This is a genomic window from Amycolatopsis sp. NPDC098790, from assembly GCF_044759945.1.
In the GTDB taxonomy this organism is placed as follows: Bacteria; Actinomycetota; Actinomycetes; order Mycobacteriales; family Pseudonocardiaceae; genus Amycolatopsis.
On sequence record NZ_JBIWAI010000001.1, the window covers coordinates 471130 to 483609 of the forward strand.

At 68.4% G+C, this 12480-nt stretch carries 13 protein-coding genes; 1 reads left to right on the forward strand and 12 read right to left on the reverse strand.

Annotated features, from left to right (window positions below):
• Window positions 1-2: 2 nt before the first annotated feature.
• The 12 genes from ACIQWX_RS02420 to rplJ all read right to left on the reverse strand — a co-directional run bounded on the left by ACIQWX_RS02420 (window position 3) and on the right by rplJ (window position 11305).
• Window positions 3-1268 (reverse strand): MCE family protein, encoded by a 1266-nt coding sequence (locus ACIQWX_RS02420; protein WP_400864448.1) that lies wholly within the window; start codon window positions 1266-1268, stop codon window positions 3-5.
• Window positions 1268-2446, reverse strand: coding sequence for an MCE family protein (locus ACIQWX_RS02425; RefSeq protein WP_400864451.1), 1179 nt, complete (start codon window positions 2444-2446; stop codon window positions 1268-1270). The genes ACIQWX_RS02420 and ACIQWX_RS02425 overlap by 1 nt, the downstream gene beginning before the upstream one ends.
• The gene (locus ACIQWX_RS02430; protein ID WP_400864454.1) at window positions 2443-3627 is read right to left on the reverse strand and encodes an MCE family protein; all 1185 of its coding nucleotides are present in this window, start codon (window positions 3625-3627) and stop codon (window positions 2443-2445) included. Before ACIQWX_RS02430 ends, ACIQWX_RS02425 begins: the two co-directional genes overlap by 4 nt.
• Window positions 3624-4610, reverse strand: a complete 987-nt coding sequence (locus ACIQWX_RS02435; protein WP_400864457.1) for an MCE family protein — start codon at window positions 4608-4610, stop codon at window positions 3624-3626. Before ACIQWX_RS02435 ends, ACIQWX_RS02430 begins: the two co-directional genes overlap by 4 nt.
• A complete protein-coding gene (locus tag ACIQWX_RS02440; RefSeq protein ID WP_400864459.1) occupies window positions 4607-5635 on the reverse strand; it encodes an MCE family protein in 1029 nt (342 codons plus the stop codon). The genes ACIQWX_RS02435 and ACIQWX_RS02440 overlap by 4 nt, the downstream gene beginning before the upstream one ends.
• A complete protein-coding gene (locus ACIQWX_RS02445; protein ID WP_400864462.1) occupies window positions 5632-6957 on the reverse strand; it encodes an MCE family protein in 1326 nt (441 codons plus the stop codon). Before ACIQWX_RS02445 ends, ACIQWX_RS02440 begins: the two co-directional genes overlap by 4 nt.
• Window positions 6954-7790: an ABC transporter permease gene (locus ACIQWX_RS02450; RefSeq protein WP_003060266.1), complete on the reverse strand. Its 837-nt coding sequence runs from the start codon at window positions 7788-7790 to the stop codon at window positions 6954-6956. The genes ACIQWX_RS02445 and ACIQWX_RS02450 overlap by 4 nt, the downstream gene beginning before the upstream one ends.
• Before the next feature lie 4 nt (window positions 7791-7794).
• A complete protein-coding gene (locus tag ACIQWX_RS02455; protein ID WP_086675527.1) occupies window positions 7795-8547 on the reverse strand; it encodes an ABC transporter permease in 753 nt (250 codons plus the stop codon).
• Window positions 8548-8585: 38 nt separating this feature from the next.
• Window positions 8586-9782 carry an ABC transporter ATP-binding protein gene (locus tag ACIQWX_RS02460; protein WP_400864464.1) on the reverse strand — a complete coding sequence of 399 codons (1197 nt, stop codon included), beginning with the start codon at window positions 9780-9782 and terminating at the stop codon, window positions 8586-8588.
• Between the two features lie 287 nt (window positions 9783-10069).
• Window positions 10070-10207 (reverse strand): hypothetical protein, encoded by a 138-nt coding sequence (locus ACIQWX_RS02465; RefSeq protein ID WP_400864467.1) that lies wholly within the window; start codon window positions 10205-10207, stop codon window positions 10070-10072.
• Window positions 10208-10314: 107 nt separating this feature from the next.
• On the reverse strand, window positions 10315-10701 hold the full coding sequence (gene rplL, locus ACIQWX_RS02470) for a 50S ribosomal protein L7/L12 (protein WP_086675529.1): 387 nt from the start codon (window positions 10699-10701) through the stop codon (window positions 10315-10317).
• Window positions 10702-10750: 49 nt separating this feature from the next.
• Window positions 10751-11305 (reverse strand): 50S ribosomal protein L10, encoded by a 555-nt coding sequence (gene rplJ, locus ACIQWX_RS02475; protein WP_125310035.1) that lies wholly within the window; start codon window positions 11303-11305, stop codon window positions 10751-10753.
• Between the two features lie 279 nt (window positions 11306-11584).
• Here rplJ and ACIQWX_RS02480 point away from each other — a divergent pair, with 279 nt between their 5' ends.
• Window positions 11585-12478 carry a hypothetical protein gene (locus tag ACIQWX_RS02480; protein ID WP_400864470.1) on the forward strand — a complete coding sequence of 298 codons (894 nt, stop codon included), beginning with the start codon at window positions 11585-11587 and terminating at the stop codon, window positions 12476-12478.
• Window positions 12479-12480 lie beyond the last annotated feature (2 nt).

Consider the following 12480-nt stretch of genomic DNA (forward strand, 5'->3'; position numbering starts at 1 on the left):
CGTCAGGCGAGCCCGAGCAGCGAACCCAGGCTGTTCAGGCTGACGCCGGGGCTGCCGACGATGCCCGGCACGCCCCGGGTGTTGCGCTCCTCGGCCAGCTCCTCCGCCGGCCGGTTCGCGTTGGCCGAGACGTCGGCGTCGGACGGGGCGACCGGCACTCCGCCGTACGGCGCGTTCTGCGAGCCGCGGACGTTGATCGGGCTGCCCTTCGGTTCGGCACAGTACGCGTTGTCGTCCGCGGGCCGCGGCGTCAGGTTGTTCCCGGTCCGGTACTGCGAGTACGGCATGTACCCCTTGGTGCAGGCGGGCGGGTTGAACAGGTTGAGCACCAGGCCGAGGTGCGCGGTGCCGTCGCCGGGCGCCACGCTGCTCGCCGCGCCGGCCAGCGCCGGGTACGTCACGAGTCCCTGCTCGATGCCGTCGAGCCGGGTCACGGTCAGGTTGGCCGTCGTCAGCAGGTTCGCCGTCAGCGCCCCGAGGCCGGGGCCGGACTCCTGCAGCACCTGGCTGATCTGCATCGCCACCTGCGGCGTGATGCCGATGAGCTTGCGCAGGTCGCCGTCGGAGTTCTTCAGGGTGCCGGTCAGCTCGTTGAGGCTCTTGCTGAACGACGCGAAGTTCGCCGCCTCGTCGTTCTGCGTGTCCAGGACCTTGCCGCCCTGGTCGAGCAGCTGGATCGTCTGCGGCAGGTACTCCTGCGCGGTCGCGGTGAAGCTGCGCGCGGTGTCCAGCAGCTGCTGCAGGTCGCCGCCGGTGCCGCGGAAGGCGTCGTAGGACTCGTCGACGACCGTGCGCAGCGAGTCGACCGGGACCGACGCCGCCAGCGAGTCGAGGTCGCCGATCAGCCGGTCGGTGCTGACCGGGGTGGTCGTCTTCGACGCCGGGATCACCGAGCCGGCCGCGAGGTACGGGCCCTTGTCGGCCTTCGGCTTGAGGTCGACGTACTGCTCGCCGACCGCCGAGCGGTTGGCGACGACGGCGTCGAGGTCGGCCGGCACCTGCGGCGCCGACGGGTCGATGTTCAGGTCGGCCTCGAGCCCGGTCGGGGTCAGCCGCATCTCGCCGACCCGGCCGATGTTGTAGCCGCGGTAGGTGACTTCGGCGTTGGTGAAGATGCCGCCCGACTCGTTGAGCTGCAGCTTGACCGTGTAGCCGTCGTTGCCGAACACGGTGCCGAGCCCGGCGAACCGGATCAGCGCGTACACGATCGCGACGACCGAAATGACCGCGAAGGCGATCAGCTGGATCTTCGTCCGGCGGATCAGCATCAGCCCGCACCTCCCGAGAGCAGCCCGAAGAGGTTGCCGAGACCCGGCTGCGACTGCCCGGACTGCGCGGACCCGCTCTCCCCCGGGATCGGCAGCGGCGGGTTGCCGGACGCGCCTTCGGTCCCGCCGGTGAGCCCCTGCAGCGGGAGCTGCCCGGACAGGATGTTCTGCCGGCTGTTGCCCAGGTTCTCGACGACGGTCTTCAGGTTCAGGTCCACCTTCGCGAACAGGTTGAAGTAGTCGCCCTTGACGTCGTTGACGGCCTGGTCGCTGAACGGGAACGTCAGCAGGATCTGCAGGGCCTTCGGCAGGTCGTTGCCCGCCTCGCCCAGCTTCTGCAGCGTCGGCGTCAGCGCCTTCAGGTCGGCGACGAGGTCCTTCTGCGACCGGTTCACCGTGTCGGTGGCGACGCCGGAGAGGTTGTCCAGCGCCTGCAGCATCGTGACCAGCTGGCCGCGCTGCTGCTCGAGCACGCCGAGGCCGGGCCCGAGGTTGTCGACCGCGCCGACCAGCTTGTCCTTCTGGTCGTTCAGGGTCGAGGACAGCCGGTTCAGCCCGTCGATGGCCCGGGTGATGTTGCGCGACTGCTGGTCGAGGTTCGTGACCAGCTGGTTCGCGTTGTCCAGCAGCGCCTTGAGGTCCGGCTCGCGGCCGGAGGTGGCGTTGTTGAGCTCCTTGGTGATGGTGTTGAGCTGGTCGACGCCACCACCGTTGAGCAGCAGCGACAGCGCGCCGAGCAGCTCTTCGACCTCGACGCTGCGGTTCGTCCTGGCCAGCGGGATGGTCGCGTTGTCGGCGAGCTTGCCCTGGGCCTGGTCGTCGCCGGGCGAAGCCAGCTCGACGTACTTCTCGCCGAGCAGGCTCGACTGCTTGACGTTGGCGAGCGCGTTGGCCGGCAGCTTGACGTCGCCGTTGACCCGCAGCGTCACCAGCGCGTGCCAGCCGTCCTTGGTGAGGCCGACGTTCTCGACGCGGCCGACCGGCACCTCGTTGACCTTCACCCCGGCCTGCGGGGTCAGGTCGAGCACGTCGCGGAACTCGACGTTCACCGTGTACGGGTGGTCGCCGAGGTCGGCGCCGCCGGGCAGCGGCAGGTCGTAGATGCCCTTGAAGGCGCAGCCCGACAGCACCAGCGCGGACGCGGTGGCGAGCGCTCCGACGGTCAGGAGCTTCCTCACTGGCCACCTCCCGAGCCGTAGAGCTGCCCGGCGATGGGCAGCGGCAGCGGCGGCAGCTTGCCCGCCTGCAGCGCCTGGACGGTCTGCGCCACCGACGGCAGCGGCACGAGCCCGTCGACGACGCCGGCGATGCCCTCGCACGCGTTGCCCAGCGCGTCGAGCGCGTCCGGGGTCTGCTTGAGCAGCCGGCAGATCATCACCAGCGGCGGCTGGGTCAGCTCGTTGAGGTTCGGCCGGGCGTCGAGCGTGCCCGCCGAGCCGTTGTAGGTGTTGACCAGGTTGCTCAGGCCGACCGGCGCGACGTCCAGGATCTCGGCGAGCGAGCTGCGCTGGTCGACGAGCACCTTGGTGATCCCGGCCAGCTTGTCCACGTTGGACTTGAGCCGGTCGTGGTTCTGGTCGATGAACGCCTGCACCGCGGTGAGCGTGGTGCCCAGCTGCTGCACGGTCGCGGCCAGGTTGTCCTTTTCGGACGCCAGGTAGCCGCTGACGTCGGCGAGCTGGCTCTCGAAGCTGCGCACCTGCTTGTCGGAGTCGGCCAGCGTCTGCGAGAACTTCCCGAGGTTCTCCACGGTGGAGAAGAGGTCGTCCTTGTTGCCGGCCAGCGTGCCTGCCGCCTGGCCGAGCTTGGTGATCGTGTCGTGCAGGGCCTGGCCGTTGCCGTCGACGTTGGCCGCCGCGGTGTTCAGCAGGTTCGACAGCGACCCTTCCTTGTTGGCGCCGTTCGGGCCGAGGGTCTCGCTGACCCGGGCCAGGCTGGCGGCCAGCTGGTCGACCTCGAGGGGCACCTCGGTGCGGTCGAGGCCGATGACCGCGCCGTCGGAGATCCGCGGGCCGCCGGTGTAGGCCGGGGCCAGCTGGACGTACCGGTCGGACACCAGCGACGGCGCCACGATGAGCGCCTTGGCGTCGGCCGGGACGGCGACCGAGCGGTCGTACTCGAAGTCGACCTTCACCTGGTTGCCCATCGGCGTGATCTTGGTGACCGTGCCCATGTCGACGCCGAGCATCCGCACGCTGTTGCCCTCGTACAGGCCGACGGCGCCGGCGAAGTACGCGGTCAGGTGGTTGCGGCCGGCGTCCTTGAGGGTCCACCAGATCCCGCCGGCGACGACGAGCGCGAGGACGATCGCGATGGTGAAGCCGCGGGTGAGAGCCGCTCCGAAGCGGGTGTCACTCATTTCGTGTAGCACCCCTCTTCGTTGATCGGGCCGAACGACGGCAGCAGCAGGCCGCAGATGTAGTTGTCGAACCAGCGCCCGTTGCCGATGGTGTTGGTGAAGACGCGGATGAACGGCGCGAAGTCCTTGATGCCCTGGGCCAGGGAGTCCTGGTTGCGCTGCAGCATCGAGGTCAGCTGGTCCAGCGACGTGAGCACCGGGTCGAGCTGCTTGTCGTTGTCGTCGATCAGGCCCTGCAGCTGGGTCGCGAGTTCGCGGGAGCCGTTGAGCAGGGACGTGATCGCGTCTTCGCGCTTGGACAGCTCGTCGAGCAGCTTGTTGCCGTCGGTGAGCAGCTTCTGCACCTCGGCGTCGCGGTCGACGAGCGTCTGCGACACCTCGCGGGTGTTGGCCAGCAGGTTCGACAGCTGCGTGTCGCGCGAGGCGATCGTGTCCGACAGCTTCGAGAGCCCGGACAGCGCGCCCTTCACGTCTTCCGGTGTGTTGGCGAAGGTCTGCGAGATCGTGTCGAAGCTCTGCGCCAGCTGCTTGGTGTCGATGTTGTCGACCGTCTGCGAGAGGCCGCGGAACGCGTCGAGCACGTCGTAGGGGGCCATCGTGCGGTCGCGCGGGATCGCGGTGCCCGGGTTCAGCGAGCCCTGGCCCTGCGGGTCCAGCGACAGGTACTTCTGGCCGAGCAGCGTCTTGATCTTGATCGCGGCGCTGGTCCGATCGCCCAGCCAGGCGTCCTTGACCTTGAACGACACCTTGACCGACGCGCCGTCGAGCTCGATGTCGCTGACCTTGCCGACCTTGACGCCGGCGATCCGGACGTCGTTGTCCTTCTGCAGGCCCGACGCTTCGCTGAACTCGGCGGAGTACGTGGTGCCGCCGCCGATCACCGGCAGGTCGTCGGAGTTCAGCGCGGCGATGAAGCCGAGCGCGAGGACGGCGATGCCGACCAGCGCGATCGGGACGGGGTTGCGCTTCTGGAAGGACTTCATCCCGAGCACCTCTCCCGGTTGGCCGGGATCAGCGGGATCGGCACGTCGTTGATCAGTGGGGGCAAGCTGACGCTCCCGGAGAACTCGCAGGCGTAGAAGTTGAACCAGGAGCCGTAGTCCGCGGTGCGGGTCAGCGTGCTCACCTTGGTCGGCAGGAACTGGATGAAGTGCTCCAGCTCCGGCTCGTTCTTGTTGAGCTGGTCCGTGAGGTTGCCGAGGGCGCTGATGTCGTTCTTCAGCGGCTCCCGGACCTCGCCCAGCAGGCCGGACGTCGTCTCGGCCAGGTTGCCGAGGCTCTCGATCGCGTCGCCGATCGGCTTGCGGTCGGCGGCGAGGCCCGACGTCAGCTGCTGCAGCTTGACGATCAGGTCGTTGAGCTGCGGGGTGTGCGCGTTGACCGTGTCGAGCACCGAGTTGAGGTTGTCGATGACCTCGCCGATGACCTGGTCCTTGTTCGCGATCGTGGTGGCCAGCGACGCCGTGTGCGAGAGCAGGCTCTCGACGGTGCCGCCCTCGCCCTGCAGGACCTGGATGACCTCGTAGGACAGCTTGTTGACGTCGTCCGGGTTGAGCGCGGTGAACAGCGGCTTGAAGCCGTTGAACAGCTCGGTCAGGTCCAGCGCCGGCGTGGTGCGGTCCAGCGGGATGGTGCCACCGGGCTGCAGGGTCTTGCCGCCGGCGTTCTCCCCCTCGGCGAGGGAGACGTAGCGCTGGCCGACCAGGTTGCGGAACTTGATCTGCGCGGTCACCCCGGCCGGCAGCGTCCGGCCGGCGTCGACCTCGAACTCGACCTCGGCCTGGCGCTTGTCGACGATCTTGACGTCCTTGACCTGCCCGACCCGGACGCCGGCGATGCGGACGTCGTCGTTGGGCAGCAGCAGCGTCGCGTCGGTGAAGCGCGCCTTGTAGGCGTTGGTGCTGGTGGTGTTGATGTTGGCGATGCTGATCCCGAGGATCGTCGTGAACAGCACGGTGACGACCACGAAGACGCCGAGCTTGATCAGCGGCGCGAGCAGGCCCCTCACTTGACCGTCACCTCCGCGCCCCGGTACAGCGGGCCGACGAGCAGCGCGCTCCAGCTGGGGACGTCCGCCGAGTTCAGGCCCAGCTGCGGGCCGAGCAGGTCGGCCAGGAAGCCCTGTTCCGCCGTCGAGTACGCCAGGTCGCCGCCGCCCGCGCCGTTGCCCGCCGCGTCCTGCTTGAACTTGGCCGGGTTGAGGCCCTCACCGACGGTCTTCGGGGCGGCTTGGTGCTTGGTGCCGTCCTGGAACGGGCCGTCCGGCGGCTCGGACGGGAACGGCTTCGGGATGTCCTTCATGTCGTAGCACCGCGGGCCGCGCTTGTCCTCGAACCGCGGCTCCTCCTTGCCCGCCTCGTACGGCGCGCGCGGCACGATGATCTCGATCGTCGCGTGCAGGCCGGGCTTGTCGGTGCCCTTGCCCAGCGCCTGGTCGATCAGCGGCACGTTGTCGGCCATCTGGGAGATCACGCAGGGGTACTCCGGTGCGTACTTCGCCAGCAGCTCGGCCGTCGGCCGGGCGGTGTCGGCGAGGGAGATGATGTTCTCCTTGTTGTTCTGCAGGAACGTCTGCAGGTCGATCGACGCCGTCGTCAGGTTGCCGTAGAGGTTCGCCAGGTTCTGCCGCTCGTCGACCACGGTCCGGGTCGTCGTGCTCAGGTTGTCGAGGCTCTGCACCAGGTCCGGCGCGGCGTCCTTGAGGTGGTCGGAGAACTCCGCGAGCGCCTTGAGGTTGTGCTGCAGCTCGGGCTCGTGCGGGTTCAGCTCGCCGATGTAGGTGCCCAGCTGCGACAGCGTGTCGCCGAGCTGGTCGCCGCGGCCGGACAGCGCCGTCGAGATCGCGGTGAGCGTCGCCGACAGCTTCTGCGGCTGGACCGCCTGCAGCACCGGCATCAGGTGGGAGAACGCCTGCTCCAGCTCGACCGCGCTGGACGTGCGGTCCTGCGGGATGACGTCGCCGCTGGAGAGCGTCTTCGACGACGGGTCCTTCGGGATCTCCAGCGAGACGAACCGCTCGCCGAAGAGCGTCTTCGGCAGGAACCGCGCCGAGACGTTCTCCGGGATGAGCTTCGCGGACTCCGGCTGGAGCGCGAGCGTGAGCTCGGCGCCCTTGTCCGTGGCGACGATGTCCTGGACGGACCCGACGATCAGCCCGCGCACCTTGACGTCGGACTGCTTGATCAGCTGGTTGCCGATCTTGTCGGCCTGCAGCTTGACCGTGACGACCGGCGTGAACGCCTTGTCGTAGAGCGCGATGGACAGCGCCACCCCGCCGACCATCACGGCGATGAGCAGCAAGCCGAGCAGCCTGCGTCGGAGCACCCTCATCCCGCGATCCTTACCGTGACGTCGGTTCCCCAGATGGCGAACCCGATGAAGAAGTTCATGATCGACACCGTGACGATGGACAGGCGCACGGCCTTGCCGACCGCGACGCCGACGCCGGCCGGGCCACCGGTCGCGCGGTACCCGAAGTAGCAGTGCGACAGGATGATCAAGACGCTGAAGAGCAGCACCTTGATGAACGAATACAGCACGTCCTGCGGTGGTAAGAACAGGTCGAAGTAGTGGTCGTAGGTGCCCGCGGACTGGTTGTAGATGTAGATGACGACCAGTCGTGACGCGAGGTACGAGCTCAGCAGGCCGATGATGTAGAGCGGGATGACCGCGACGAAACCGGCGATGATCCGCGTCGTCACCAGGTACGGCAGGCTCGGCACGCCCATGACTTCCAGCGCGTCGATCTCCTCGGAGATCCGCATCGCGCCGAGCTGCGCGGTGAACCCGGCGCCGACCGTGGCGCTCAGGGCGAGGCCGGCGACCAGCGGCGCGATCTCGCGGGTGTTGAAGAACGCCGTCAGGAAGCCGGTGAAGGCCGACGTCCCGATCGAGTTCAGCGCCGAGTAGCCCTGGAGGCCGACGAGGACGCCGGTGAACAGCGTCAGGCCGACCATCACGCCGACCGTGCCGCCGATGACCGCGAGCGAGCCGGAGCCGAAGCTGACCTCGGCCAGCAGCCGGAGGACTTCCTTGGTGTAGCGGCGCAGGGTCCGCGGCGTCCACAGCAGCGCGCGGCCGTAGAAGGACATCTGGTCACCCAAGGTGTCCAGTGTCTGCAGAGGACGGTTGGCGACGCGTTTCGCGCCCTGGAGGAACGTCATGGCGCTAGTCCAGCTTTCCGGGCACGATCTGCAGGTAGATCAGGGTGATCACGAAGTTCACGACGAAGAGCATGAGGAACGTGATGACCACCGACTGGTTCACCGCGTCCCCGACGCCCTTCGGGCCGCCGGAGGGGTTCAAGCCCCGGTAGGACGCGACGACGGCGGCGATGAACCCGAAGATCAGCGCCTTGAGCTCACCGACCCAGAGGTCGGGCAGCTGCGCGAGGGCGGAGAAGCTCGCCAGGTACGCACCCGGCGTCCCGCCCTGCAGCACGACGTTGAAGAAGTAGCCGCCGAGCACGCCGATGACGCTGACCATGCCGTTGAGCAGGAGCGCCACGAGCATCATCGCGAGGGTGCGCGGCACGATCAGCCGCTGCACCGCGGAGACGCCGAGCACCTCCATCGCAGCGATCTCCTCGCGGATGGTGCGGGCGCCGATGTCGGCGCAGACGGCGGAGCCGCCCGCGCCCGCCACCAGCAGCGCGGTGACCAGCGGGCTGGCCTGCTGCACGGTGGCGAGCACGGAGCCCGCGCCGGTGTAGGACTGCGCGCCCAGCTGACGCGCGAGCGAACCGAACTGCAGCGAGATGACCGCGCCGAACGGGATCGCCACGAGGGCCGTCGGCAGGATGGTCACGCTCGCGATGAACCACGACTGCTGGATGAACTCCCGCAGCTGGAACGGGCGCTGGAACAGGCCGCGGATGATGTCCAGGCCGAGGGCGAACAGGTTCCCGGTCTCGCGGAGCATGCCGATCCCGGGGATCTTCGCCTGTGATGCGGGAGAGCTCACCGGCCACCTGGCCCGTTGTTCGGTGGCAAGCGGTGCGTGCCGGATCTCGGCGGCTGGCCGCCGCCGGGGATCCGCGCGACCTGGTCGGCGGGCAGCTGGCCGTGGTGCTGGTTCGGGACGCCGTCGCCACGCGGGGCGCCCGCCGGGACCTGCTGTTGTTGCTGCTGCTGGGCGTGCGCGACCTGCCGTGGGCTGACGCCGTAGTGGCGCTGCTCCTCGGGGCTCAGGGAGGCGATGATGCTCTGCTGGGCGGCGTCCGGGAGCCGGTGCATGATCTCCATGACCCGGTCCTTGCGGCGGACCGCGCCCATCCGGGTCGGCACGCCCGGCGTCGGCTGCATCTGCGGCGGCACGCCCGAGACGTCCTCGACGCCGCCCGCGTGGTGGCCGGCGTCGAACATCGCCTGCTCGGCCGCGATCTGGGCGCTGTCCTTCTCCTCGGACATGCCGATCGGGCCCTGCATCTTGCCGTTGAGGAACTGCTTGACGACCGGCTCCTCGCTGGTCAGCAGCACCTCGCGCGGGCCGAACATGACCAGTTCCTTGCGGAAGAGCATGCCGAGGTTGTCCGGGACCGTGCGGGCCAGGTTGATGTTGTGCGTGACGATCAGGAACGTCGCGTCGATCTGCGCGTTGACGTCGAGGAACAGCTGCGAGATGTAGGTGGTGCGGACCGGGTCGAGGCCCGAGTCCGGCTCGTCGACCAGGATGATCTCGGGGTCGAGCACCAGGGCGCGGGCGAGGCCGGCGCGCTTGCGCATACCGCCGGAGATCTCGCCCGGGAGCTTCTTGTCGGCGCCGTTCAAACCGGTCATGTCGAGCTTTTCGAGGACGATCCGGCGGATTTCCGTCTCGGACTTCTTCGTGTGCTCGCGCAGCGGGAAGGCGACGTTGTCGTAGAGGTTCATCGAGCCGAAGAGCGCGCCGTCCTGGAAGAGGACGCCGAAGAGCTTCCGGATCTCGTAGAGCTTGTGCTCGGAGCAGGTGACGATGTCGACACCGTTGATCACGCACCGGCCGCGGTCGGGCTTGAGCAGCCCGATCATCGACTTGAGGAACACCGACTTGCCGGTTCCCGACGGACCGAGCATCGCCGACACCTCGCCCGGGGGCAGGGTCAGCGTCACGTCCCGCCAGATGGCCTGCTTACCGAAGGACTTGGTCAGGCCTTCGATGACCACCTCGGCACCCATCGCACCTCCAGGAGCTGTTCCGCGTCATTGCGCCCGCTGCCACACCCATGCCGCCCGCGTCGGCGGCGGGTGCGCTCCAGGCGCCCCATGAACCCGCGTCAACCAGGTGCAACGAGCTGAGTGCGAACAGGTTACTCACCAGTTTTCTTTTCTGGCCAGCCCCGGGTTCATCGACACCCCGCTGTGATCGGCAACGGGAGGCACGTTAGTCCATTCGGGGCAACAGCGCAGATCTCCGAAGCCCGGAACCCTCAATTTAGGGACCCGGGGCCAATCGGACACCGCTCCTAGGGGATCAGCGCGAACGCGGCCACGACCAGCAGGAACACGACGGGCGCGACGACGGCGGCCGGGGAGAGCGTGAGCAGGGGCGCGCGGTCGGTCAGCTGCTGCGCGAGGAGTTCGAGGTGCTCGGGGTCGGTCATGGTCAACAGATCGCTCCGGGGCGCGTCCGTGCAACAAAGCGAAAGGGCGGGCACCCGAGTGGGTGCCCGCCCTTTCGCGGCGTGCTTCGGCGCTCACGCGCCCGAAATCACTTGATGGAGATCTTGGCGCCCGCGGCCTCGAGCTTCTCCTTGGCGGCCTCGGCGGCCTCCTTGTCGACCTTCTCCAGGAGGGCCTTCGGAGCGGCCTCGACCAGCTCCTTGGCCTCCTTCAGGCCCAGGCCCGAGACGACCTCGCGGACGACCTTGATGACCTGGATCTTCTTGTCGCCGGCGCCCTCGAGGACGACGTCGAACTCGTCCTGCTCCTCGACGGCGGCCGGGGCGGCACCGGCGGGGCCGGCGGCGGCAACGGCGACCGGCGCGGCGGCGGTCACGTCGAAGACCTCTTCGAACTCCTTCACGAACTCGGAGAGCTCGAGGAGGGTGAGCTCCTTGAAGGCGTCGATCAGCTCGGCGGTGCTCAGCTTCGCCATGATGGCTTCCTCTCAGAAAAACGAACTAGACGTTCGGGGTGGGGGTGGTTCAGCTCTCGGCGGGTGCTTCGGCTGCTTCGGTACCGGCGGCGTTGCGCTGCTTCTCCTCCAGCGCGGCAGCCAGGCGGGCGACCTGGGACGCCGGCGCCTGGAACAGCGCGGCGGCCTGGGACAGCTTCGCCTTGAACGCGCCCGCCGCCTTGGCGAGCAGGACCTCACGGCTGTCGAGATCGGCGATCCGGTTGATCTCGTCCACGGACAGCGCTTTGCCGTCCATGTAGCCGCCCTTGATCACAAGCGCGTTGTTGTCCTTCGCGAAGTCGCGAAGCGCCTTGGCGGCGTCGACCGCTTCACCCTCGACGAAGGCGATGGCGGTGGCACCGACGAACAGGTCCTCGAGCCCCGTGACGCCCGCGTCTTCCGCGGCACGCTTGACGAGGGTGTTCTTCGCGACCCGGTACTTGGCACTGGTGCCGAGAGCGCGGCGCAGCTGGGACAGCTGGGACACGGAGAGGCCGGTGTACTGGGTAACGACGGTGGCCGAGCTGTTGCGGAAGCTCTCCGCGATCTCGGCGACGGCCGCCACCTTGTCGGGCTTCGCCATGGTCGCCTCCTCTCTTGGCTAGTGTTTCCACTGGCACGCGAGGGACCCCCGAAACGACGAAACGCCCTCGCGCAAGCAGGCGCGGGGCGTTCTTCCGGCATGACGGCCGGGGCCTCGTTCCTCCTGCGCGGGCCGCCCGGCGAGTTGCGGGACCTTCGTTCCCCGTTGGAGCGGGGAAAACCAGCGGTCTTCGGTAGAACCGTCGAGAAGAATACCTTGTCAAGTCGGGAAGGCTTCTCCCACCCCCACCTCCGCGGCCCAGTGGGGCATCATGGTGACGTGGCGGAGCAGCGCGATGACGGAAAGCCGGGAGCGGAAATCGAACCGGCGGGCCCGAACGCGCCCGCACCACAGCCGCCGGTGGACCCCGCCGAGCTGGAGCAGTTCCGCCAGTTCCAGCAGTTCCAGGACTACCTGAGGTTCACCCAGACCCAGCAGGGCAACCAGCCGGCCCCACCGCCGAACTCGGGAGTCGTCCAGGCCCCGCCGTCGTCTCCCCAGCAGGCTGGTGGCGCCCAGCCCCCGATGATCCCGCCGGGCTACCAGCTGGTCCCGGCCGAACGCCGTCGCGCGCCGAAGTGGCTGAGCTGGCTGGGCAAGAAGGTGATCGCGTGGGTCCTGGCGATCATCATCCTCGGCGTCGCGGGAACGTGGCTGTACAACCACTTCTTCCCGAACGACGCAGGCAAGACGTCAGCCCAGCTCGCCCAGGAGGGCGGCGGGAAGTACCACACGAACCACGTCTTCTCGACGAACCCGTACGAGGCCGTCCGGTTCGTGTACCACAACATCGCCCAGGGCCGGGTCGACGACGCCTGCGGCCGCTTCCAGAACGAAGGTCAGCGCGACATCCAGACCCAGTTCGCCCAGGACATCGCGCAGACGTTCCGCCAGAACACCGCCCAGACCGACTGCAAAAAGGCCGTCGAGTTCCTCGCCACCCAGGTGACGAACAAGAACGACTACGCCGAATCCCTGCCGTCGAGCGTCTCGGACCCCTTGCCCGGCGACACCGTGACGATCGATTCCTGCAACTTCCCCGTCAGCGGCGGCCCGGCACTGGGCGTCTTCACGGTGTCGAAGGTCGAAAAGGGACAGTGGCTCATCACCGGCCACGCCATCGGCCCGGCGAAGTGCAGCGGAATCCCGGCCACCACCACGCCGACGGGCTGACC

Bases quoted from the DNA above. Each gene is read 5' to 3' on its own strand.
- ACIQWX_RS02420 (WP_400864448.1), bottom strand. From the start codon at position 1,268: ATGCTGATCCGCCGGACGAAGATCCAGCTGATCGCCTTCGCGGTCATT.
- ACIQWX_RS02460 (WP_400864464.1), bottom strand. From the start codon at position 9,782: ATGGGTGCCGAGGTGGTCATCGAAGGCCTGACCAAGTCCTTCGGTAAG.
- rplL (WP_086675529.1), bottom strand. From the start codon at position 10,701: ATGGCGAAGCTGAGCACCGCCGAGCTGATCGACGCCTTCAAGGAGCTC.
- ACIQWX_RS02455 (WP_086675527.1), bottom strand. From the start codon at position 8,547: ATGCTCCGCGAGACCGGGAACCTGTTCGCCCTCGGCCTGGACATCATC.
- ACIQWX_RS02435 (WP_400864457.1), bottom strand. From the start codon at position 4,610: ATGAAGTCCTTCCAGAAGCGCAACCCCGTCCCGATCGCGCTGGTCGGC.
- ACIQWX_RS02450 (WP_003060266.1), bottom strand. From the start codon at position 7,790: ATGACGTTCCTCCAGGGCGCGAAACGCGTCGCCAACCGTCCTCTGCAG.
- ACIQWX_RS02430 (WP_400864454.1), bottom strand. From the start codon at position 3,627: ATGAGTGACACCCGCTTCGGAGCGGCTCTCACCCGCGGCTTCACCATC.
- ACIQWX_RS02465 (WP_400864467.1), bottom strand. From the start codon at position 10,207: ATGACCGACCCCGAGCACCTCGAACTCCTCGCGCAGCAGCTGACCGAC.
- ACIQWX_RS02445 (WP_400864462.1), bottom strand. From the start codon at position 6,957: ATGAGGGTGCTCCGACGCAGGCTGCTCGGCTTGCTGCTCATCGCCGTG.
- rplJ (WP_125310035.1), bottom strand. From the start codon at position 11,305: ATGGCGAAGCCCGACAAGGTGGCGGCCGTCGCCGAGATCGCGGAGAGC.